Here is a 24,081-nt window from a genome sequence, read left to right as displayed (position 1 = left end):
CAGTTAGAGAAGGTGACTGCGTGTCTCAGTTAGAAGAAGTTGAAGGGCTGGTGCTGTCTGTCCGTAAACACCGCGAGCGGGATTATCTCGTCAAACTGTTTACAGAGCAGTACGGGAAGCTGATGTTTTTTGTAAGAGGGACTAAAAACCCGAATTTTAAATTAAAGACAGCGATTCAGCCTTTTGCACGGGCGACCTATATTGCAGACGTCCGGTCGGAAGGCTTATGTTTTATGAGGGACGCAAAAAATGTTCAGCCCTATGCCAGTATTCAGACTGATATTTTTAAGAATGCTTACGCTACCTATATTTGTCAATTGGCTGATGCGGCGATTGATGACCGCAAAGTGGATCAAAACGTGTTTCACCAACTGGTTAATGGCCTGGAAGCCATCGAGACAGACCGAGATCCAGAAATCATTATGGCCATTTTTGAGATTCGCTTTTTGGCTTATTTTGGTGTCATGCCTGAACTGAGAGGGTGCGTCCGCTGTGGACTGACTGAGGGGCCATTTGACTATTCGAGCAAATTTCATGGTCTTCTGTGCCCTCGTCATTATCATGAGGATGAACGGCGTTATCATGCGTCGCCTCGAGCGATTCATTTTATCCGCTTATTTTCAGTGGTTTCTTTTGACAAGATCAATACGATAGCGCTGAAAAAAGAGACGAAAGAAGACATCAGACGGGTTATTGACCAGCTGTATGATGAGATGGTCGGACTCAATCTGAAAAGCAAGCGATTCATCAACAAGATGCACGAATGGGAAAATATGCTGAAACGTGAGGATGATTAAATGACTGACACCATTGGGCGCTTAATTATCATCAGCTTAATGTGGGCAGGTATTATCTATCAGTTCTACCAGTACCGGCGCATTCAGATACCGCTGAGAAAAGCCGCTTTTTTCAAGTATAAAAGGGCGCAGGCGGTGGCTTTAGTCGCCTTATTGCTGTTGCTTTTCTTTTTAAATCTGCAAGTACTGGACTGGCTTGTCGTACTGTCTGCAGCCTTGTTTATTCATCTCTCTCAGTTCAATAAAGGCTTTACTAGTAAAGGCGTGATTCCTTATGAAATTGGCACAGCGCTTCGGGCAATGATCAGTAGAGAATACCGATTTGAGCACACTAAAGAGTGGGTGATGGATGAAGATGCCGATTCGCTGACACTTCGTTTTCACACGCGTCAAGCCAGTGGTTATGAGAAAGAACTGACCTTTGACAAGAAGAACAAGGAAGCGGTACTGAACAAGCTGGCTGAGCAGAATATTAAGGTGAAACTGGCTGAACAGGCAGAAGCCCTGCAGTGATAAAGTGATTGACAATTAAAGTGAATATTGTATGATAGAAAATGAAAAGTGACACGATGAAAGAAGAAGTAAAAATAAGTGTTTTACTCAGCGACCATGGGCAGGTGAGAGCCATGGAAAACCTTGTTTTGAAAGGCATCTGGAGTGTTTTTTGTAAAGTGCTGGCATTCAACAAGCCAGAAATAGGGTGGAACCGCGAGAAGACTCGTCCCTATACTGATGGAGGTAATCTGTCAGTATAGAGACGAGTTTTCTTTGCTAATGAACCAAATATAAAGGAGTGCAACAGAATGGAAAAAGCTAAAACATTTCAGGATATCATTTTAACGCTTCAGCAGTACTGGTCTGAACAAGGGTGCATGCTGATGCAGGCTTATGATACTGAAAAAGGGGCTGGTACAATGAGTCCCTATACGTTCTTAAGAGCGATTGGACCGGAGCCGTGGAATGCCGCTTACGTCGAGCCTTCCCGTCGTCCGGCAGACGGCCGTTATGGTAAGAACCCGAACCGCCTATACCAGCATCACCAGTTTCAGGTGGTGATGAAACCTTCTCCGGAAAACATTCAGGAACTGTACCTGAAAAGTCTGGAAGCTTTAGGTATTGATCCACTCAAACATGATATCCGTTTTGTGGAAGACAACTGGGAAAATCCGTCACTTGGCTGTGCCGGCTTAGGATGGGAAGTCTGGCTTGACGGAATGGAAGTCACTCAGTTCACTTACTTCCAGCAAGTAGGCGGATTGGAAGTGGACTCCGTCACCAGTGAACTCACATACGGTCTGGAACGACTCGCTTCTTATATCCAGGACGTTGATGATGTCTATGAAATTGAATGGGCACCGGGTGTTAAATACGGTGAAATCTTCAAGCAGCCGGAATATGAGCATTCTGCCTATTCTTTTGACCACAGTGATACTGCCTTTTTATTCGCGCAGTTTTCAGCCTTCGAAAAAGAAGCACTCGCTCAAATTGAGAACAACCTTGCTCATCCGGCATACGACTATGTATTAAAATGCAGTCATGCCTTTAACCTACTGGATGCCCGCGGAGCCGTGTCGGCAACCGACCGTCCGGATTACCTGAAGCGTATCCGTCATATGGCGCGTCTCATTGCCAAGTCGTTTTTATCTGAACGAGCGAAACTATCCTTCCCCCTACTTGACGCAAATGAAGCAGGCAAATGGATTGAAAAATACGGCAAAAAGGAGGAGAAATAAATGACCCATTCATTTTTACTTGAAATTGGACTAGAAGACATGCCGGCTAAAGGCCTTAAACGTGTGATGGACGAATGTGAAAAACGCGTCGCAGACCATTTTACCGAAAATACTCTGTCCTTTGACTCAATACAGGCATTCAGTACGCCTAGACGTCTGGCAGTACTGGTTAAAGGACTAGCTGAAGGACAGGCTGACCGCACTGAATCCGTTAAAGGCCCTGCCAAACGTATTGCCATGGACGAAGAAGGCAACTGGACTAAAGCGGCCATCGGTTTTACTAAAGGACAGAAAGCGTCTCTTGAGGACAGCGTCTTTAAGGAAGTTAAAGGGGAAGATTACCTTTTCGTCAACAAGCATATTCCGGGTAAATCAGCAAGCGACATCGTGAAAGACCTGTCGCCTAAACTGACGTCGCTGCCTTTTGCCGTTTCGATGAAATGGGGCAATCACCCTTACCGTTATATTCGCCCGGTCCACTGGCTGGTCGCTCTTCTTGATGATACTGTGGTGGAGTTATCCTTATTTAATGTAACGGCCTCGAACGAAACAAGAGGGCACCGATTCTTAGGAGAAACAATCACACTGTCACATGCGGATGACTATCAGAAGGCACTTGAAAACGAATGGGTCATTGCCGATCGAGCGAAGCGTATGGATCTGATAAAAGAGCAGATTACAGACTTATGCGAAGCCAACAGCTGGAAAAACCCTCTGGATAATCAGTCCTTACTGGAAGAAGTCACTGACCTAGTAGAATACCCGACAGCCTTTTACGGCTCTTTTGACGAAACTTTCTTAGCTGTACCGGAGAGTGTGCTGGAAACAGCTATGGCTGACCACCAGCGTTACTTCCCAGTCAGACAGAATAACGAGTCAGCTGACTTTCTGCCTTACTTTATTGCAGTCAGAAACGGAAATGACCAGGCTATCGAGCAGGTGCGTAAAGGAAATGAAAAGGTCCTGAGTGCACGTTTAGCAGATGCCGCATTTTTCTACGAAGAAGATCAGGCTGTATCGATTGACGCTTTTGTTGAGAAGCTAAAGTATGTTTCTTTCCATGAAAAAATTGGCTCACTTTACGACAAGCAGGTTCGTCTAACTAAGATAGCCCATATTGTCGCGCCTTATTTCAAGCAGGCAGAATTGACTGCCGATGCTATTGAACGTGCAGGCATGATTGCTAAATTTGACCTGGTGACTCAGACAGTAAATGAGTTCACCTCTCTGCAGGGCGACATTGCGGGGATATTTGCTCGTGAAAGAAACGAGACGGACCAAGTAGCGGACGCACTGGCTGAACAGTATCTGCCGAAAAGCATGGAAGGGGCGCTTCCTCAAACCACACTGGGCGCAGTCTTGTCCTTGTCTGACAAACTCGATTCGCTGCTGTCTTTCTTTGCTGTCGACATGATTCCATCCGGTTCAAATGATCCCTTTGCACTCCGTCGTCAAGCTATGGGCATTGTGCGAATAATTGAAGCCTTTAACGTGAAGATGTCTATCGGTCGGCTGATTGATGCTATTAACGAAGAGACCGAGTCTATTGAACAGAAGGCGGCGATTGCTCAGAAGAAAGCGGCAGTGACTCAGTTCATCAAAGACCGTGTCGATCAGTACTTGTCACTGGAAGCCGGCCTGGATAAAGACCATGACGTTCGTAAAGCCGTTTTGACTTCTTCTCAAGACGATTTGAACACCATTATTGAAACGGCCAACGTTCTCGCTGAAGAGAAATCTGCTTCCCGCTTTAAAGGGGTAGTGGAATCACTGACGCGAGTTTCAAACCTTGCAGAAAAAGCTGACAGCGAAACAGACGTGGCCTCTCACTTATTTGAAACTGAATCAGAAAAAACGCTTTACGAAGCGGTCCTGAAAATGGAAGCTTTGCTTGAAGATGGACTGACCGTCAAAGAGAAATGGTCTGTACTGGCAGATATGCACCCACTAATCGATGACTTCTTTGATTCGAATATGGTGATGACCGATGATGAGACCACTCGTCAAAACCGTCTGGCCTTGCTCAAGCGAATCGATTCCGTTACTGCTGATTTTGCTCAGTTCAACGAGCTGGTTATTAAATAAATAAGATTAAATAAAGTTAGTAAAAAAGGCAGTTTTCATGCTGCCTTTTTTCTATACAGGATGTCAAAAAGGGGAGACGAGTTATGCTGAAACGCTTTTTTTCTTACTATAAACCGTACAAAGCTTTGTTTACACTGGATTTTTCGGCCGCTATTGTCGTGGCCATGCTTGAACTCGCTTTTCCTATCATGGTTCAGCGGGTTGTCGATACTATTTTGCCGACAGGAGACTGGTCACTGATTATTCTAGTTTCCATCGGACTGCTGGGTATATATGCCATCAATACTGTTCTGCATTTTATCGTCACGTATTACGGGCATAAACTCGGTACCAATATCGAAACGGATATGCGCCGGGATTTATATGATCACCTTCAAAAGCAGTCTTTTTCCTATTTTGATAATCGGGAGACAGGGAAGCTTATTACCCGACTCACTTCCGATTTGTTTGAAATTGCCGAAGTTGCTCACCACGGTCCCGAAGATGTTTTCATCACACTTTTCACTTTAACAGGGGCCTTTCTATTAATGATGAGTGTCCATGTTCCACTGGCAATTATGACTTTTGTTCTTGTACCCTTTATCGCCCTGGCCGTTGCCTTTTTCAACAAGAAAATGACACAGGTCAATACACGTATTTATGATGACTTGGCAGGCTTCAGTGCCGGAATCGAAGCCTCTGTTGGGGGCATTCGCGTCGTTCAGGCCTTTTCCAATCAGGAATTTGAAAATGAACGCTTTGCCGAGCTCAATACGGCTTACCGAAAGTCGAAATACCTTTTTTATAAAATGATGGCAGTCAGTCATTCCTATAATTACTTTCTCATGCGCCTAATCAGTCTGTTTGCCTTGTTCTTCGGGGCTTACTATACCATTCAGGGAGAAATCAGTTACGGAGATTTAGTGGCCTTTATTCTATTCGCCAACGTCTTTGTCAGACCGATTGAAAAAGTGAACACCATGATTGAAAGTTATCCGAAAGGAATCGCCGGCTTTAAGCGTCTGCTCGAAGAGATGGGTATTCAGCCTGAAATAAAGGATGCGCCGGATGCTGAAGACGTTGAATCCTTAAAGGGAGATATCGAGTATGATGGGGTGTCCTTCAGTTACGAAGAAAATCAGACAATTCTCGAAGACATTTCTCTTTCTATCAAAGCAGGAGAAACGATTGCTTTTGTTGGGCCAAGTGGAGCCGGTAAGACAACAATCTGTAACTTGCTGCCGCGTTTTTATGAAATTGATTCAGGCAGTATTACAGTAGACGGGAAAAATATCAGAGAGATTACCCTTCAGTCACTCAGAGAACAGATTGGGGTAGTCCAGCAGGATGTCTTTTTATTCCCCGGTACTATTAAAGAAAATATTTTATATGGTAAACTGGATGCAACAGATGAAGACGTGCTGAATGCAGTAAAAATGGCCAATCTGGAAGACGTTGTCAAGCGACTGCCGAGAGGATTAAACACGGTCATCGGTGAAAGAGGCGTGAAACTCTCGGGTGGTCAAAAGCAGCGCTTATCTATTGCCCGTATGTTTCTTAAAAATCCGCCGATTCTCATTTTGGATGAGGCAACATCTGCTCTCGATACCGAAACCGAGCAGGCCATCCAGGAAGCTCTTGATTCCTTGTCAAAAGGCCGCACTACTTTAATCATCGCTCACAGACTGGCTACGATTAAAAATGCTGACAGAATTGTCGTGGTTTCTGAAAATGGCATCGAAGAAGAAGGCAGTCACGATGAATTGATTGATAAAAAAGGGGCGTATAAAGCATTGTATGACGCACAATTTTCCTGATTACTACGTTTGAACTGGAGGAATATTCATGGAAGCAGAAGAAAGACGCCAGGCCATAAAGGATATGCTCAGTGACTCGGATGAAGCGATTGTTGCCCGTTCACTTGCTTCGACATTCAATGTCAGCCGTCAAGTTATTGTCGGGGATATTGCACTTCTCCGAGCTGCCGGCGAAGAAATCATATCGACACCAAAGGGGTATGTGAAACAGGGGACGACTCATAAAGGCGTCAGCCGATCAGTGGTCTGCCAGCATGGCCCAGAAGACACGCAAACGGAACTGTATACCGTGGTGGACTTGGGCGGAGAGGTAGTCGATGTAACGGTCGAGCATCCAGTATATGGCGTAATACAAGGGAACCTGATGATTTCCAGCCGACTGGAAGCTGACGAATTCATTGCCGAGATTGAAAAGAACCCCTCAGCATTGCTCTCAACACTGACTAATGGCCTGCATACTCACACGATTAAAGCTCCGTCAGAAGAAAGAATAGATACAATCGTTGAGGCGCTCAAGGAAAAAGGTTTTATTTACAATTAAATATTGACAACTCCTGATTTAAAGGTATACTTATAGGGTGTCAAGACACCTGTATACATACTAAAAGGAGATGTTTACCATATCTAAGACAAATACGTTCAGGCTGACGTTAACAGCCTTGTTAACTGCGATTGCCATTGCTATTCCGATGGTGATGCCCATCCGCGTTCTTATTGAACCGGCGTCATTTACACTGGCAAGTCACGTCCCAATCTTTTTCGCCATGTTCCTGGCCCCCAGCATAGCCGTTTTTGTTTCACTCGGATCAGCTGTAGGCTTTCTACTGGCCGGCTTTCCGATTGTCATTACCATGCGCGCGATGAGTCACGTGGTCTTTGCCTTAATCGGAGCTCTATATCTGAAGAACAGACGTGAAAAAGTGTTATCGTCATCCGTTCACAGTCAAGTCTTCTCTTTATGGATTGCAATTATTCACTCCTTGGCTGAAGTCGCTGTTGTGTCGCTGTTTTTCTTCGGTCTTGCACCAGGTGGGGAATACCAGGACGGCTTCTTCTACGCAGTCTTCTTGCTCGTAGGAGTAGGGACAGTCATTCACAGTCTGGTCGATTTTTTCATCGCTCAGCTTATCTGGAACAGTTTAGGCAAGCGGATGAATCAGATTGCCAGGAAAGTTACGGTATAACGCTGTAATAGTAGTGATTACAAAACCTTTTCTATTAAAATATTAGTATAAAAAAACCACAGTCGATTGAGCTACCTGCACAGGTCGCCTTCAGCTGTGGTTTTTTTGATAATGATTTTCAATGATATGATGAATAGTGTATTATTTTTCGAGACAAGAAAGAGAGGATTCGTTAGAAACTTGTCTCGAATAGCCGCTAATCGGAATTACTTTAGAAGAAAAAAAGAATGACTTATGCCGAAAACAGCTAATCGGTAGAAGTTTCTTTAGAATGTAAGCAAACTTGTGTCGATTATGCCCTAATCGGCACAAGTTTGACAAATAACCTTAGAATTTTTGGGAGGAAAAGGGACAACTGTTGCGAGTGGACTTATTTAAATAACTAATTGAATAAATCAAACGTATACTAACTAGTCAACATATAAATTTGTCTGTATTGAGCAGAACGTACCAATTTGTTAAGATAAGAGAACTGACTATTGTGGCGTGCTTTCATTTACAATTTCAGATGATTTTGGTATACTTAACTTTAATTATTATAGGGATAGTGTGTCTATCCTTTGTACAAGTTCACATGAGTGAAGGGGGATGACGAGTGAGCAGAATACCTGAAGAAACAATCAACACCATTCGGGAACAGACAGATATTGTTCAGATAATCTCCCAGTACCTTCAGTTAAGAAAATCAGGACAAAACTATTTTGCTTCCTGTCCGTTCCATGATGACAAGACACCTTCTTTCTCAGTCAGCGAGAAAAAGCAGATTTACCACTGCTTCAGCTGCGGTCGAGGCGGAAATGTCTTCAGTTTTCTCCAGGAGATGGAAGGGCTGACCTTTGCTGAATCGGTCGGGAAAACAGCTGAGCTTGCTGATATATCTGTAGATGAGAGTGTCTTTGAAGCAGCGAGACAGTCGAAACCAGCTGCGGATACACTGCAGGGCAAACTATTAAATGTGTATGATAAAGCGCAGCATTTTTATCATCACATTCTGGTTAATACGAAAGCCGGAGAAGCCGCTTATCAGTACCTGATTGATAGAGGCATGTCCAAAGAAAGTATTGAGACCTTTAAAATCGGTTTTTCTCCACCGCAGAGGCAGGCGCTGAAGCTTTATCTCGAAAATGAAAAACTGGATGACCCGGACGTTCTCAAGCAGTCCGGTCTGTTTTCGGACAGGGATGACAACACCTTTGTCGATCGCTTCAGTAACCGTGTTTTGTTCCCTATTACAAATGCCAAAGGACAGACGGTTGCTTTTTCAGGCCGTGCGTTTCAACAGGACCAAGAAGCAAATCATCACCGGACCGCCAAATACATGAACAGTCCGGAAACTGTTTTGTTCAATAAGCGTAAAATCGTCTTCAACTACGACAAGGCGCGTGCCTTTGTGAGAAGAGAAGGCGAAGTGATTTTGTTTGAAGGCTTTATGGATGTCATATCCGCTTGGGAAGCAGGCGTCAAGAATGGAATCGCCACGATGGGAACCAGCCTGACCGAAGAGCAGATTCATGTACTTGATAAAGTAACAGACCATGTAGTTATTGCCTATGACGGGGATAATGCCGGTCTGGAAGCGACTAAACGTGCGGCGGACTTTATTTTGAAAGAGACGCACTTCACGGTAGATATCGCAACTTTTCCTGAAAATCTCGATCCGGATGACTTTATTCAGTCCAGAGGGAAAGAGGCCTTTAAAGACTTCCTCACTCATGGGAGAGATACGTTAACCAGTTTTCTAATCAAGTATCATCGGAAAGACTTTAATCTGAAAAACGAAAGCGAGCGACTGAAGTACATTGAACTCGTTCTTCAGGAACTTGCACGCGTCTCTTCGGCAGTGGAAAGAGAGCTGTATATCAATCAGCTGAGTGATGAATTCGATTTGTCTACAGATGCGTTAAAAGAACAGCTGCATACCTTCATTGTTCAAAAGCAAAACGAGAGACGACAGGAGAAGCGCAAAGAAGCACAGCATGTACCGGAAGAACCTGCTCAGACGATTGTCGTGCAGCAGAATCGGCCGAAAGAAACGGCGCTGTCACGAGCTGAAAAAGCCCTGCTTCACCGGCTGTTCACGCACGAGGATGTCTGGTCGACCATTCAATCGCTCGATAAAGATCTCGTATTTTCGGATCAGGACAGGCAGCTCTTATATATACTCTATGATGAATACTATCACTCGCACGATTACCCATCCGTTCAGGCCTTTATCGACTTTCTTCCAGATGACCGTCTGAAAAGCAAGGCGTCTGAAATAGCCTGGATCAATTTAGGAGACGAGGTAGCCAATGGCGAAATAGAGGATTACTTGTCAGTGATTGTAGACCGACAGCCTATTGAAAACCGCTTGAACGAGAAAAAAGCCGCACTGAAAGAGGCGGAACGCAGCGGTGACAAAGCTAAACAGCAATCATTGAGTTTTGAAATCATTAATTTAATTAAACAAATGCAAAGCAAATAAAGATTAATCAGGAGGCATGTCATTATATGGCAAAGAATACAAAAAAGAGTACCCAGAAGCCGGATGAAAAATATGAACTGGCAGTGGTTCGCTACATTAAAAGTTTAAAAAAAGAAAAGAAGCAGACCGTTTCTTATATTGAACTGACAGACAAGTTAGCTGAACCTTTCGAGCTGGAAAAAGAACAGATGGAAGATCTGATTCAGAAGTTTGAAGATGAAGGTATCGGTGTTGTTGATGATGATGGTAATCCATTGGCAAAACAGCTGAGCAAGGAAGAAGACGCAGCTGAAGAAGCTAAGAAAGAAGAAATGATTGCCCCTCCTGGAGTTAAAATCAATGACCCTGTGCGTATGTACCTGAAAGAAATCGGTCGTGTAGACCTGCTTAAAGCAGATGAAGAAATCGCACTGGCTAAACGAATCGAAGAAGGCGATGTTCTAGCTAAACAGGAACTGGCAGAAGCCAACCTGCGACTGGTTGTTTCCATTGCCAAGCGTTACGTCGGGCGAGGCATGAGCTTCCTTGACTTGATTCAGGAAGGAAACATGGGCTTGATGAAAGCTGTAGAAAAATTTGATTATGAAAAAGGATTCAAATTCTCTACCTATGCAACCTGGTGGATTAGACAGGCCATTACCCGTGCGATTGCCGACCAGGCGCGTACGATTCGTATTCCGGTACACATGGTTGAAACCATCAACAAGCTTGTCCGTATTCAAAGACAGCTCCTGCAGGACTTAGGCCGTGAACCGACACCGGAAGAAATTGGTGCGGAAATGGATCTGCCGACTGAAAAAGTCCGTGATATTCTAAAAATATCTCAGGAACCTGTTTCCCTTGAAACGCCTATCGGTGAAGAAGATGACTCTCATCTAGGTGACTTCATTGAAGACAATGACGCAACGAGTCCTTCCGACAATGCCGCTTATGAACTCTTGAAGAGTGAGCTGGAAGATGTGCTGGATACTTTAACAGACCGTGAAGAAAATGTTCTGCGTCTGCGCTTTGGACTGGATGACGGTCGTCAGCGTACACTTGAAGATGTCGGAAAAGTGTTCGGCGTTACCCGTGAGCGTATTCGCCAAATTGAAGCGAAGGCTCTCCGTAAATTGCGTCACCCGAGCCGTTCCAAGCAGTTAAAAGACTTTCTTGAATAAACCAGTCGAAGTCGTAACCAGTTAAATCGACGGCAGTCAGCAGGGAAAAGCCGAAAAAGAACTGTAAAGTAAAAGTTCTTGTCGCTTTTCTTTGCATTGTCGTCACATTTTTGGTATACTAATTTCTGGCTTGTTCAGTAATGACGTATGCTAGTTACTTAAAATAAAATTGTGGAAGGTGAATAATCAGATGAAATTATCAGCAACGAAACGAACAGAAACAGGAACATCCGCTTCAAAAAAAGCACGTGTAGAGGGTAAAATCCCTGCAGCTATTTACGGAAAAGAAGTTGAAACTATTTCTGTATTAATCAACAGAAAAGAATTCGAAAACGTAATCAAAGAAGTCGGTTCTAACGGAGTATTCGACATTGATGTTGACGGCGAAACTTACCAGGTCTTCGTTAAAGACCAGGCTAACGCTGCAATCAAGCCAATCGTATACCACGTAGACTTACTTGCCTTTACTAAAGGACAAAAAGTACACATGTCTATTCCAGTATTCGTATCTGGTGAAGAAGAAATTGACGAAGGTATCGTATCTCAGTCAATCAACGAAATCGAAGTAAACATCGCACCTGCTGATGCTCCTTCAGAATACACAATCGACGTTTCAGGTCTTGAAATTGGCGACACTGTGCACGTATCTGACATTGAGCTTGGCGAAGGCGTTGAACTTCTGACTGATGAAGAGTCTACAGTTGTATCTGTATCTGCTCCTCAAATCGAAGAAGAGCCAGCTGAAGAAACTGACGAAATGCCTGAACCAGAAGTTATTGGTGAAGACGAAGAAGATTCAGCAGAATAATTCTGAATTAATTGACACCGGACTGCATGCTATTAAAGCGTGGCTAGTCCGGTGTTTTCTTTTATCCTAATTTTCTTTAACCACCATCACCAATAAGATATATTAACCGTCTGATTAACAAAAGAAATTTAAATGATGTTATTTTTATCTTTATTCCAAAGCGTTTTGGTGGTGTTAAACTGGTGTAGTTACTATAATGAACATAGACGTCATAAATAAGTGTCACACATCAAAACAGGAGGTAATAGAATGAATAAGAGTAATCGCAAAGTTCTAGGAAGTTACAATACCCGTGATGAGGCATTAAATGTAGTCGACCGCCTGCACAACGACGGTTATCAGAAACAGGACATTATTGTCTATGCTAATGATCCGCAGACTTTAGGAGACCATGAGGCAGTCGACGTGGCCACTGGAGACGACAGACGCGATGATACTCCACGTGATGCAGGCGGAGATAATGACCGTGATGACCGCAACCTCTGGGATAAGGTAAAAGATGCCTTTACATCAGATTCCTATGATCACGATGAAGAGAAAAAAGGTGATCACTACAATCCGGATGACGACATCCTTTATCCCTACCGTGACGATCTGGCTGATGGCAAATACGTTATCGCTGTTGAGAATGCGGAAGGAAAGAACCTGGAGGACTATAACTCATCAGATGCCCTCTTGAACTCTAACCGCACCACAACCAATCCTGATGACCCTCTGACAGACGGACGCGAGTATGACCGCGAACGCGACAAGGATAACTTTAAAAACTAATTGTAAAAACAGAATAAAAGTGACGTGCCTGCAGATGGATAAGCCCTCTGCAGGTTTTTTATTGAAAAATACTGAATTTAACCTTAACTCTTTTATTATTTAAAGCTTGTGCAGGAATGATTATGCCGATAATCATTCCTCATCCGATTAAGTTGTCGCGAAGAATGATTAACTCTAGTTTAATCATCCTTCGCCACATTTTAAGCTCGTGAAGTACGATTAACTTCCGTTTAAATATACCTCAACACAATAATCCATTCCTGTCATGATGGATAGAATTATAAGACATATAAGCTTTTCAATCCTGTGCTAAAACTGGTAAAATGAATAGGTAAATATGAGTGAGGTGGACTATGAATTCAGAAAATTTATCACAGCGTCTAACAACAGTCGCTGATTATGTAGAACAAGGTTCCCGACTGGCGGATGTCGGTTCCGACCATGCTTATCTGCCGTGTTACTTAGCTGACCGCGGCATTATTGAGTTCGCGGTAGCGGGTGAAGTCGTCAAAGGGCCTTTTAAAAATGCGTTAAAAGAAGTAAGCCATAGAGGACTGAAAGACAAAGTTGAAGTCCGTCTCGGCGACGGCCTGGATGTCATTAAAACGTCCGATGCTATCGATACAGTGGTGATTGCCGGTATGGGTGGTGCACTGATTCGTGAAATTCTGGAAAGTGGACAGAAGAATAACCGACTGACAGGTCGGGAAACATTGATTTTGCAGCCAAATGTATTTGAGGAAACGGTACGAGAGTTTCTGATGGCTAATCAGTATGAAATAGTCGGTGAACACATACTCAGTGAAAACGACAAGATTTATGAAATTATCAAAGCTGTGCCTTCTGACAGTCCAGTGACCTATTCCAAGAAAGAGCTGTTTTTCGGTCCGTTTTTGATGAAAGAAAAATCAGATGTCTTCACGAAGAAATGGCAACAGCAGTTAAAAACTTATACTTTTATTTTAAATCAGGTCAGACAGTCCAAGCAACCTGACGAAGAAAAAATCACCCGATTAAAAGAAGCAATTGAGCTTATAGAGGAGATGATTGAATGAGCGATGTAACAGTTAAAGACATCATGCAGGTCATGGACAAACTTGCCCCACCGGAACTGGCAGAAGACTGGGATCCAATTGGTCTATCGTTCGGCTCAGGCAATCAGCTTGTCAGAAAAGTTCTTGTCGCTCTGGACGTTGACAAGCAGACCATTAAAGAAGCCAAGGACAAACGCGTCGATTTGCTGATTACCCATCATCCGGCCATTTTCAAGTCACTGAAAACTTTGAACAGTGAGGATTCTAGACGCCGTGATTACATCGAACTGCTGAAGTCAGATATAGCCGTTTATTCAGCGCACACCAACCTTGACGCAGCTGATGACGGCTTGAATGACTGGCTGGCTGACCGTATTGGGTTAAAGGCCGACGAACGCGAAATAGTTTCAGAAAATACCAGCCAGGGATATAAAAAGCTTGCAGTCTATGTACCTGACTATGCTTCAGAAAAGGTCAGAAGTGCCCTTCACGAAGCGGGAGCCGGAGAAATCGGCGATTACAAGGATGTATCCTACACACTCGAAGGTTATGGACGCTTTACTCCACAAGAAGGTGCCAACCCAGCAGAGGGAGAAATCGGAAAAGAAGAAGTGATTCATGAACAGCGCATAGAAGTGCTTCTGAAAAACAAGGATGTCTACCGGTCAGTAGAGGCGCTCAAGGCGGCTCATCCCTATGAAGAGCCGGTATTTGACTTGTATAACCTTGAACATCAGACCGATCGTTTCGGCTTCGGGCGAGTTGGGTATGCTGAGAGTGAAGTGACTACAGCTGAGATGGCGGAAAAAGTACAAAAGACTTTTTCAGTTGACGGCGTGCGTTATGGCTCAGTCGACGACACGAAAACCCATAAAAAAATCGCAGTATTTGGCGGTTCAGGCGAAAAATACTACCGGGATGCTTTGAAGAAAGGTGCCACCCTGTATATCACTGGAGATATCAGCTATCACGGGGCTCAGGACATGCTGCGTGACGGGCTTGACTTTATTGATGCCGGGCACTATATGGAAGCCATTTGTGTACCGGAACTGGCGAGCCGACTAAATAAGCAGGCTGAAGCTAACGGCTGGGGACTGGAAATAATTGAAACACAGACACAAACAGATGTATTCACATATTTTAAATAAAAGGATGGGATAATATGTACGAGAATTTACTTACACGCTTTCTAACATACGTTAAAATTGATACACAATCTGATGCGGCAAGCACAACAGTGCCTTCAACACAGAAACAGGTAGACTTTGCCAAGCGTCTGATGAAAGATCTGGAAGACATCGGCATGAGCGAAATTGAATATAATGAAGCTAACGGCTTTGTGACTGCCACTTTGCCTGCCAACACGGATAAAGATGTGCCGGTAATTGGCTACATCGCTCATATGGACACAGCTGATTTTAATTCTAAAAACGTCTCTCCGCAAATTCACGAGAATTACGATGGCAAGACGATTGTTTTAAACGAAGAGCAGGACATACGTTTGTCACCCGCAGACTTTCCTAATCTGAACAACTATGTCGGGCAGACTTTAATCACGACAGACGGCACAACGCTGCTGGGGTCAGATGACAAATCAGGCATTGTTGAAATTTTCAGTGCCATGGAATACTTGCTGGCTCATCCTGAAGTCGAGCATGGAACTATTCGTGTTGCCTTCGGACCGGATGAAGAAATCGGCGTGGGTGCTGACCGTTTCGATGTGGACCATTTTAAAGCAGATTTTGCTTATACGATTGACGGTGGACCAATTGGCGAACTGGAATATGAAAGCTTCAATGCTGCAGGTGCAGACATCCATATTAAAGGAAAGAATGTGCACCCGGGTACAGCAAAAGATAAAATGATTAACGCCTTAAAACTGGCTACGGCTTTTGACAATGAGCTGCCGCAGGAACAAGTACCTGAAAAGACAGAAGGACGAGAAGGCTTTTTCCACCTGCTATCGATAGCAGGAACAGTGGATGAAGCGCATATGAGCTACATTATTCGCGATCACGACAGAGAAGAATTTGAAGCGAAAAAGAAACAGATACAGGGAGTGGCTGATAAGCTGAATGCCTCATTCGATGAAGAGCGCGTCTCACTCAAGATGACTGACCAGTACTACAACATGCGGGAAGTTATCGAAAAAGATATGCGTTCCGTTGAACTGGCTGATAAAGCAATGCGCCGCCTGTCTATTGAACCGGACATCAAACCTATCCGTGGAGGAACGGACGGCTCTAAGATCTCCTTTATGGGTCTGCCGACGCCGAATATCTTTGCCGGAGGAGAAAACTTCCATGGACGCTACGAATTCGTTGCTGTTGAAAGCATGGAAAAAGCAACCGATGTACTCATAGAAATAGCAAAACTAGCTGCAGAATAATTAATATGGAGGGAAGAGGGTCAGACAAACTTTCTTTCCTTTCTTTTACTCTTTTTTATCTATTCAAGGAAGGAGCACACGATGAGCTTACAATTTATACTGGGTCGCGTACATACGGACAAGAAATCCGGACTGTATGAACAGATGATTGAAAAAATCAAGCAAGATAACCAGGATCAGGTTTTTTATATCGTTCCGGATCACATGAAATTCGAGTCTGAAATGTCTCTTTTAAACCATATTAAAAGCCAGTCAGATAGTTCCCGTCTAGCAGGCATGATGCAGCTGCAGGTGTTCAGTTTCAGTCGATTGGCCTGGTACTTTCTTCAGGATACGGCTTTATTCAGCAGGTCTCAGCTGACAGAAACAGGACTATCGATGCTGATGCGACGCATACTGAGAGAAAACGAAGAAAATTTGACCTTATTTAGAGGAGAAAGTCAGCAGCAGGGCTTTGTCGAAAAAGTGACCGAGCTGTTCATGGAACTCCGAACCGGACGCGTTCTGCCAAGTGACCTTGAGGATGCCGCCGTTGATGCATTGAACTTAAAAGATACAGGACGAGACTTGTCATTAAAATTAAACGATATCCGTCTGCTTTACCATGCTTTTCTGACAGACCTTGAAGGAAAATATATCGAAAGAGAAGATGTCATTGAAGCGCTGATTGAAGAAGTTGGCCAGAGAGACCTCTCTCGGACTACGATTGTGATCGATCATTTCCATCAGTTTTCAGCTCAGGAACAGGAACTGATTCTGCACATGGCTCAATTTTCCCAAGAGGTTAAAGTCTCTTTAGTACTTGATAAAAAACAGACGGATGCGATGCCGGAGCTGACTGACTTCTTTTATCAGACAGCACTGACCTACCACCGTCTTTACAAGGAAGCACTGAACCGTAATATACCGGTTTTATTTGATGACGTATACAACGACCCCTCAGATGAGCGGTGCAACGCGCTGAACGCCTTTGAACCTTACTGGTCAGACACCTTTGAACTGACTCCTAAATCAAAAGACAGCTATCCTAAAAATGTGTCGGAATGCATCGAAGTGAGAGAAGCAGAGAGCCGTCAGGCGGAAGTGTTGCATACAGCAACCACTATAAACAATATGGTTGCATTACAAAACTATCGCTATAAAGACATTCTCGTTGTCTCCCGCCATATAGATGATTACAAGCTTTTGATGGAATCCACATTTGCCGAAAACGACTTGCCTCTCTTTATCGATCAGGCTGATAAAATGGCGAACCATGCTTTAGTTGAAATGATTCAAAGTCTACTGCTGATGAACAAGCGCTATTTCCGCTATGAAGATGTCATGCGGTTTCTACGAACCGAGCTCTTTATTCCGCTTTCGGATGACAGCCAAATTCCCAAGCGTCAGGAAGACAAACTCTATTTCTGGCATAACTTGACACTGAACTGGCGCTCGTCCATAGACACGCTTGAAAATGTCATGCTTGCCTATGGATATGAAGGCTCTGACTGGGTCAAAGAAGATGAATGGATTTATGCCCGTTTTCATCTGGAAGAGATGGATGAGCAGCTGGACGCAGATAAGCTTATTCAGAAACAGGCAAATGATGCGAAGTCCGCAGTGCAGCAGGCAATCCTGCCATTCTTTAAAAGGTTAAATAATGCCGAGACCAACCGAGATGCTGCTCGTATACTGTATCAATTTCTAGACAGACAGCATGTTAATGAACAGCTGCTGAACTGGCGGGACTGGGCTCTAGAAACCGGCGAGCTGGAAGAAGCACGCAAACACGAACAGGTCTGGCAGACATTTATGCAGCTCCTTGATGAATTCGTCGATGTACTGGGTGATGAAGCATGGGACAGTGACTCCTTTCTTTCCATACTCGAGACCGGCTTTGATCAGGCAACCTATAGTATCGTGCCACCGAGTATTGACCAGATTCAATTTACGACCTTTGACAAAACCCGACCGAGCTGTAAAAAAGTGGTCTTTATTCTAGGTTTGACCGATACGCAACTGCCCATGCCTGCAGAAAACGATTCGATTTTGACGGATGAGGACAGAGACTTACTGCAGAATTTGTTGCCGGAAGACAAGTATTTGCGACCTGCAACTTCCGGCCGACTGGCTTCAGAACCTTTTGCAGCATACTTGGCATTCATGAATGCTTCTGAAAAGTTGATTTTGAGTTACCCTGTTTCAAATGATGGCTCTGGAGACAACCGTATCAGTCCATATGTCGACAGACTGGTGAAAGATCTTGATATACCACTCTTGAAGAAAAAAGCAGATGCCGCTTCTCTGTTAAAAGCAGAAAATCATGATATTCTGGATTTCATCGGTTCGAGAAGACAATCAGCTGGTCAGCTGGTTACTATATTAAGGGACAGGCTGGATAATAAACTGCAGCCCAGCACGTTCTGGCTGAAGCTTTATCACTATTTAAAAGGCTCAGCCACAGAAGAAGAGCAGAGGATTCTGAAAAGCTTAGAGTACAGTAACATCCCCAAACGTATACCTGAAGCGCTGGCCGAAGAACTTTACGGTAAGGACCTATATTTATCTGTCTCACAACTGGAAAGTTTTTATCTCGATCCCTACAGCCACTTTTTGCAGTATGGACTCAAGCTAAGAGAGCGAGCAATCCAGGAACTGACTCCAGCTGAAACGGGTACCTTTTTCCATGATGCCTTGGATACTGTTTTCAGAACTATCGTCGCCAGAAATTCATCGGTCGACAAATTGTCCAGCGACGAACTGAAAGAAGTCACAGATGAAGTACTCCAGACATTATACGGTCAAAACAAGTTCAAACTGCTGTCTATGTCTAATCGCATGCGGTTCATCAGAAAACAGTTGAGTGATACAATTGAACAGATGGTCAAGGCCTTGTCTGTTCAAGGCAAACGTACAAACATGCAGGCTAAAAAATCAGAAGTCCTCTTTGGACGCCTCGGCTCAAAACAAGGCGTCCCAGGCCTGACATTGCCACTGAACACTGGTGGAACTCTCCATGTCAGAGGAAAAATCGACCGTCTGGATACGGTGAAAACAGATAAGGGCTTATACTTGAGTGTCGTTGACTATAAATCCAGCAGCAAGAAACTTGAATTTGATGATATCTACCACGGATTGATGATGCAGATGCTCACCTATCTGGACACAGCGGTTGAGCACTCCGAAGAACTTTTAGGAGAAAAAGCTAAGCCGGCAGGTGCTTTCTACGCTCATATCACAAACCCAGTTTTAAAAGCGAAAGATTTATCGAAAAAAGAATGGCTGGATGTCTGGCTCAGCGCCTTTAAATTAAGTGGACTTGTTTTAAAAGAAGACGACTTGATTGAACAGATGGACTTACTGCTGCCTGATCAATCGCCGTCGCTTGTCTATCCATTGAAGTACGTCAAAACCCGTAAACAGATTGAAGGCAAGCTCATTACGCTTGAGGATCTCGATTTACTATTGAAACATAACCGCGAAAAAATCCGTGAGGCTGGAAACCGTATTGTATCCGGTGAAAATACCTTGTCGCCGATTTACGACAAGAAACGATTTACACCGTCTGTCGGAGGAGCCTATCATCCGATTTCACAGTTTGATGTATTGCTGCCGGATAATCAGAACAATTATCGAAATCTGGGAGACATCAAATCACAGGAAGATCTGATTGAAAAACTGAAAGCCAAATACACTGATTTAAGTAGTAAAGGAGCAGAAGACTAATATGACTATAAATAAAACCAAACCTTTAGACTCCCATTTTACAGACCATCAGTGGCAGGCTGTGGTTGACGAAGGACAAAACATACTGGTATCTGCTTCAGCTGGTTCCGGCAAAACAACCGTCCTGGTTCAGCGTGTAATTGAAAAAATCAAAGACTTAACAGATATAAATGAACTGCTGGTAGTGACTTATACTAATGCCGCCGCTAGGGAAATGAAAGAGCGTATTCAAAAGGCTATTCAGGATCAGATTAATCTTGAAACGGATCCCCTAAAAAAGCAGCATTTGATTCGTCAGCTACCGCTTCTGGGGCATGCGGATATTTCAACGCTCCATTCCTTCTGTTTGAAGGTCATTAAGCGTTACTACTACTTGATAGATTTTGACCCGGTTTTCCGACTACTGACGGACGACACGGAAATTTCACTGATGAAAGAGGATGTGTGGGAAGATTTAAGGGAAGAGTTGTATGGAGAAGAAGACAGCCTGTTTCAGACTGTGGCTTCAGCTTATTCCAATGACCGAAATGATGACGGCCTGACAGACCTAATTTTCAAGTTATATGATTTCTCGCGTTCCAAAACCAATTCTAAAGAGTGGCTGGCTAACTTATCCAACCGTTACTCAGTTGATAATAACGATTTAGCCACTACCCCAACCTATCAGCAGTTGGCTAAACCGGCCATGCTGGATACACTGGAGTCTGCGAAGGATATGCTGGAAGATGCGATGTCTATTGGTGAAGGGGAGCCGGAACTGGAAAAAAGCATGGAGTTTTTAGGGGAAGAGTATGCCCGATTTGAAACACTTGAAAAAGCCATTTCAGAAGACCGGCTGACTGATGCCTTTTTAGATGTCAATCAGCGACTGGGAACGTGGAAAGGGGCCAAAAGAGGTGCAGAACCTGAAATAAAGGAAGCTGCCGCTGAAATGAAGAGTTTCCGGGATAAAGCGAAAAAATATTTCGAGGAAATTCGAGACAATTACTTTATGCTGTCTCCTGAGGAACAGGTCGAAACCATGGCTGAAACGAAAAAGTTGATTGATGAGCTGGCTCGCGTATCCGTCCTGTTTTTCGAACGGTACCAGTCGCATAAAGCGGAGCGAAAAGTACTGGACTTTAACGATCTGGAACACCTGACATTGGCTATTTTAACCGAAGAAGACAATGGTGAAGTGATTGCTTCTGAAGCATCCAGACATTACCGCAGCCAATTCAAGGAAGTCATGGTCGATGAGTATCAGGATATCAACCTCATTCAGGAAACCATTCTAAACTGGCTGACAAAGGAAGAGGAGGCAACAGGTAATCAGTTTATGGTGGGTGACGTTAAGCAATCTATCTATTCATTCCGCCTCGCCGACCCAAGCCTTTTCATTGACAAGTATGAGCGGTACAGCGGGCATGGAGCAGGCCAGCGCATTATACTGGCTGAGAATTTCCGTTCGCGACCAGATGTCCTACAGTTCACCAATTTCATCTTTGAACAGCTGATGGACAAGCAGGTAGGGGAACTGACTTATGATAAGTCAGCCAAACTAGTCAATGGCTTCACTGCTTTTCCTAAGTCTAAAGACTTTTCCACAGAAATCTTAATCTACGAAACAAGCGAAGATGAAGAGATTGAAAACGAAGAGGATACACCCGAAGAATTTTCCGGTACCTTTGACATGAACACGAAAACCAAGGGCGAATTGTACATGGTGGCGGACAAAATTCTTGATCTGATTAAAGAGGGGTATCAGGTGTATGATAAAAAATTGCAAGCCAACCGTCCACTGCGTTTCAAAGATATTGTTCTTCTGACACCGACTAAAAAGAACAATATTGATATTCAGGATATTTTCAAACAGATGAAAATTCCGACAGCTGTCAATGATACTCAAAATTATTTCCAGACGACCGAAATATCCATTATGATGTCCGTCTTGAAAATAATTGATAATCCGAAACAGGATATTCCATTAGCAGCTGTCTTGCGTTCACCGATTGTCGGGCTTGACGAGATCGAACTCTCACGCATTCGCATTCAGGACAAACAAGGTAGTTTTTATGATGCCTTGATGGCTTTTGTGTCTAAAACAGACTGGCAGGATGAGCGGAATCGTCAGCTCCATCAGAAACTGACCACCTTTACTGATAAACTTGAAGAGTGGCGAACGGAATCCAAGCGGCGACCGCTGGTTGATTTAATCTGGACCATTTACGAAGACACCGGCTTTCTTCATTATGTCGGTGGCATGAGTTCAGGCAGGCAAAGGAAGGCAAATCTGCACGCCTTGTACGACCGTGCTGCAGCTTATGAAAAGACTGCCTTTAAAGGCCTTTTTCAGTTTATTCGCTTTATTGAGAAGATGCAGAAAAAAGATAAAGATTTGGCGGAACCGTCCGCTTTATCCGATCAGGAAGATGCCGTTCGCGTGATGACCATCCATGCCAGTAAAGGACTGGAATTCCCAGTTGTCTTTGTAATGGACATGTCCAAACGCTTCAATCTGCAGGATATTAGAGGAAAAACCATTCTGGATGAAGAATTCGGGGTCGGCTCACAGTATATGGATACAGAAAACCGTATTCTGAAACCGACTTTGCCGGAAACTGTGCTGAAACTGGAGAAGAAAAAGCGGGTATTGTCGGAACAAATGCGGGTGCTTTATGTGGCTCTAACTCGTGCTGAACAGAAACTGATTCTAGTCGGGTCTTACAAAGATAGAAAGACAGCGATTGACAAGTGGGATAAGGTAAGTGGGCATCCTGATCTTGTCCTGCCAACTCCCTTACGCTTAGATGCAGCCTCCTTTATGGACTGGATTGGCCGGGGAATCATCCGGCATCAGCTTCAGGAAAAAGACCGGTCAGTTGAAGCAACGAACAGTCATGTAGCAGACTATGGTGTATCCTTTTCTGTTTATTTTAATTCAAAAATGGATCTGGAAAAACGATTGGCCGCTTTGCAGAATGAAACTGAAATCAGCTGGTTTGATGAGCTGAAAAATGGCCAGAGTCTAGAAGAAGCAGATCCGTCAATCAAAGACACGCTGGAACAGGCTTATAAGCTGATGTCTCATTCATACGATTATGCTATGGCGACTCAGACGACAAGCTATCAGTCGGTATCCGAAATCAAGCGTTTATTTGAAGAACCCGATGATGGTCAAATGGTGAAAATCGATGTGTCGTCTCCGAGACGCGCGCACCGCTATGTTGAAGATGAATTAGCCCAGCCCACTTTTATGACGGAAGTTCTCACACCGTCTCCAGCTGAAATTGGGAAAGCCACTCACTTGATTCTTCAGGCATTGGATTTAAGGGAAGAAACTTCTCAGGAGCAGATCACCGCCAAAATCAATCAGCTGGTTGGAGAAGAGGTTATTAATAAAGACATTGCTGACCGCATTCCGGTGGAGAAGCTTGTTCAGTTCTTTGAGACTGATTTTGGCCAGTATGTTCTTGATCATGCCGCAACAGTTAAACGTGAAGTGCCTTTTTCACTATTACTGGAAGCCCGCGATATTTTTAAAGATATGCAGTCGGTCGATGATCACGTCCTTATTCACGGTATTATCGACGGCTACATCGAACATGAAGAGGGGATAGTCCTTTTTGACTACAAAACGGACCGTGTGGAACACTACGGTGATCGGGCAGCTGAAGAAATGCTGAAGAAATACAAAGGCCAGCTGCTTCTATATAAAAGAGCACTGGAATCAATTCGTGGTCTGAGAGTTATCAAAACAAAGCTTGTCATGCTTGATACCGGTGAAAGCATCGATGTCCATTAACTATCTTCAAAAAAAAGATGAAGAAAAAGCGTTGGCCGCTTTTTCAATACAACTGAATGGTTGATTTTGACTGACTTGTATTAATTCACTGACTTTAGGTACAACTGGGTATTGAGTATTTAATGAGTAGTAGTTAGAACGGCTTTCTAGATACTACTCGAGGATGAAAAAAATGATGAGTTGTATCTAGACCCCTCGACTAAATACAGCTCACTGCATTAACAAAAGGGGAGTTGTATCTAGAAAGGGCTTCAAGATACAAGTCATTGAGATTATTTGACACAGTTGTATCCTGTGAGTGATTTTTGATACAACTGACAGAGATTATAGGAGTCAGTTGTACCCGGCAACTCTATCAACAATACTAA

General features: G+C 43.8%; 17 protein-coding genes. All 17 read left to right on the top strand.

Going from position 1 to position 24,081, the window contains the following annotated elements; genetic code table 11:
* The first annotated feature begins 20 nt into the window (after positions 1-20).
* The 17 genes from recO to addA all read left to right on the top strand — a co-directional run bounded on the left by recO (position 21) and on the right by addA (position 23,713).
* Complete coding sequence (gene recO / locus ACYVLS_RS04155) at positions 21-797, top strand: DNA repair protein RecO (RefSeq protein WP_460321552.1); 777 nt, start codon at positions 21-23, stop codon at positions 795-797.
* Entirely contained in the window at positions 798-1,310 is a 513-nt protein-coding gene (locus tag ACYVLS_RS04150) for a hypothetical protein (RefSeq protein ID WP_460321549.1), read from the top strand.
* 56 nt (positions 1,311-1,366) lie between these two features.
* Entirely contained in the window at positions 1,367-1,552 is a 186-nt protein-coding gene (locus tag ACYVLS_RS04145) for a hypothetical protein (protein ID WP_460321546.1), read from the top strand.
* A gap of 48 nt (positions 1,553-1,600) precedes the next feature.
* Positions 1,601-2,530, top strand: coding sequence for a glycine--tRNA ligase subunit alpha (glyQ, locus tag ACYVLS_RS04140; protein ID WP_460321544.1), 930 nt, complete (start codon positions 1,601-1,603; stop codon positions 2,528-2,530).
* The gene (glyS, locus tag ACYVLS_RS04135) at positions 2,531-4,615 is read left to right on the top strand and encodes a glycine--tRNA ligase subunit beta (RefSeq protein WP_460321541.1); all 2,085 of its coding nucleotides are present in this window, start codon (positions 2,531-2,533) and stop codon (positions 4,613-4,615) included.
* An 83-nt stretch (positions 4,616-4,698) separates the two neighbouring features.
* Positions 4,699-6,411, top strand: coding sequence for an ABC transporter ATP-binding protein (locus ACYVLS_RS04130; protein ID WP_460321538.1), 1,713 nt, complete (start codon positions 4,699-4,701; stop codon positions 6,409-6,411).
* A 28-nt stretch (positions 6,412-6,439) separates the two neighbouring features.
* The gene (locus ACYVLS_RS04125) at positions 6,440-6,952 is read left to right on the top strand and encodes a 3H domain-containing protein (RefSeq protein WP_460321536.1); all 513 of its coding nucleotides are present in this window, start codon (positions 6,440-6,442) and stop codon (positions 6,950-6,952) included.
* A gap of 70 nt (positions 6,953-7,022) precedes the next feature.
* Positions 7,023-7,595: a hypothetical protein gene (locus tag ACYVLS_RS04120; protein ID WP_460321534.1), complete on the top strand. Its 573-nt coding sequence runs from the start codon at positions 7,023-7,025 to the stop codon at positions 7,593-7,595.
* A gap of 595 nt (positions 7,596-8,190) precedes the next feature.
* Entirely contained in the window at positions 8,191-10,059 is a 1,869-nt protein-coding gene (dnaG, locus tag ACYVLS_RS04115; protein ID WP_460321532.1) for a DNA primase, read from the top strand.
* A 26-nt stretch (positions 10,060-10,085) separates the two neighbouring features.
* Positions 10,086-11,219 carry an RNA polymerase sigma factor RpoD gene (gene rpoD, locus ACYVLS_RS04110; RefSeq protein WP_460321529.1) on the top strand — a complete coding sequence of 378 codons (1,134 nt, stop codon included), beginning with the start codon at positions 10,086-10,088 and terminating at the stop codon, positions 11,217-11,219.
* Positions 11,220-11,409: 190 nt separating this feature from the next.
* Complete coding sequence (locus ACYVLS_RS04105) at positions 11,410-12,027, top strand: 50S ribosomal protein L25 (protein WP_460321527.1); 618 nt, start codon at positions 11,410-11,412, stop codon at positions 12,025-12,027.
* A gap of 249 nt (positions 12,028-12,276) precedes the next feature.
* A complete protein-coding gene (locus tag ACYVLS_RS04100; protein WP_460321525.1) occupies positions 12,277-12,798 on the top strand; it encodes a hypothetical protein in 522 nt (173 codons plus the stop codon).
* 353 nt (positions 12,799-13,151) lie between these two features.
* Positions 13,152-13,853: a tRNA (adenine(22)-N(1))-methyltransferase gene (locus tag ACYVLS_RS04095; protein WP_460321522.1), complete on the top strand. Its 702-nt coding sequence runs from the start codon at positions 13,152-13,154 to the stop codon at positions 13,851-13,853.
* Positions 13,850-14,980 (top strand): Nif3-like dinuclear metal center hexameric protein, encoded by a 1,131-nt coding sequence (locus tag ACYVLS_RS04090; RefSeq protein ID WP_460321520.1) that lies wholly within the window; start codon positions 13,850-13,852, stop codon positions 14,978-14,980. Before ACYVLS_RS04095 ends, ACYVLS_RS04090 begins: the two co-directional genes overlap by 4 nt.
* A gap of 14 nt (positions 14,981-14,994) precedes the next feature.
* On the top strand, positions 14,995-16,221 hold the full coding sequence (gene pepT, locus ACYVLS_RS04085) for a peptidase T (protein WP_460321517.1): 1,227 nt from the start codon (positions 14,995-14,997) through the stop codon (positions 16,219-16,221).
* A gap of 81 nt (positions 16,222-16,302) precedes the next feature.
* Positions 16,303-19,929, top strand: a complete 3,627-nt coding sequence (locus ACYVLS_RS04080) for a PD-(D/E)XK nuclease family protein (RefSeq protein ID WP_460321515.1) — start codon at positions 16,303-16,305, stop codon at positions 19,927-19,929.
* 1 nt (position 19,930) lies between these two features.
* Entirely contained in the window at positions 19,931-23,713 is a 3,783-nt protein-coding gene (gene addA, locus ACYVLS_RS04075; protein ID WP_460321513.1) for a helicase-exonuclease AddAB subunit AddA, read from the top strand.
* Positions 23,714-24,081 lie beyond the last annotated feature (368 nt).

This window comes from Alkalibacterium psychrotolerans, from assembly GCF_054784355.1.
Note: the sequence above shows the minus strand (reverse complement) of the source record. Positions and strands in the feature narration are given on the sequence as shown.

Coding starts and splice junctions, on each gene's coding strand:
- ACYVLS_RS04150 (WP_460321549.1), top strand. CDS start 798: ATGACTGACACCATTGGGCGCTTAATTATCATCAGCTTAATGTGGGCA.
- ACYVLS_RS04145 (WP_460321546.1), top strand. CDS start 1,367: ATGAAAGAAGAAGTAAAAATAAGTGTTTTACTCAGCGACCATGGGCAG.
- glyQ (WP_460321544.1), top strand. CDS start 1,601: ATGGAAAAAGCTAAAACATTTCAGGATATCATTTTAACGCTTCAGCAG.
- glyS (WP_460321541.1), top strand. CDS start 2,531: ATGACCCATTCATTTTTACTTGAAATTGGACTAGAAGACATGCCGGCT.
- ACYVLS_RS04130 (WP_460321538.1), top strand. CDS start 4,699: ATGCTGAAACGCTTTTTTTCTTACTATAAACCGTACAAAGCTTTGTTT.
- ACYVLS_RS04125 (WP_460321536.1), top strand. CDS start 6,440: ATGGAAGCAGAAGAAAGACGCCAGGCCATAAAGGATATGCTCAGTGAC.
- ACYVLS_RS04120 (WP_460321534.1), top strand. CDS start 7,023: ATGTTTACCATATCTAAGACAAATACGTTCAGGCTGACGTTAACAGCC.
- rpoD (WP_460321529.1), top strand. CDS start 10,086: ATGGCAAAGAATACAAAAAAGAGTACCCAGAAGCCGGATGAAAAATAT.
- ACYVLS_RS04105 (WP_460321527.1), top strand. CDS start 11,410: ATGAAATTATCAGCAACGAAACGAACAGAAACAGGAACATCCGCTTCA.
- ACYVLS_RS04100 (WP_460321525.1), top strand. CDS start 12,277: ATGAATAAGAGTAATCGCAAAGTTCTAGGAAGTTACAATACCCGTGAT.
- ACYVLS_RS04095 (WP_460321522.1), top strand. CDS start 13,152: ATGAATTCAGAAAATTTATCACAGCGTCTAACAACAGTCGCTGATTAT.
- ACYVLS_RS04090 (WP_460321520.1), top strand. CDS start 13,850: ATGAGCGATGTAACAGTTAAAGACATCATGCAGGTCATGGACAAACTT.
- pepT (WP_460321517.1), top strand. CDS start 14,995: ATGTACGAGAATTTACTTACACGCTTTCTAACATACGTTAAAATTGAT.
- ACYVLS_RS04080 (WP_460321515.1), top strand. CDS start 16,303: ATGAGCTTACAATTTATACTGGGTCGCGTACATACGGACAAGAAATCC.
- addA (WP_460321513.1), top strand. CDS start 19,931: ATGACTATAAATAAAACCAAACCTTTAGACTCCCATTTTACAGACCAT.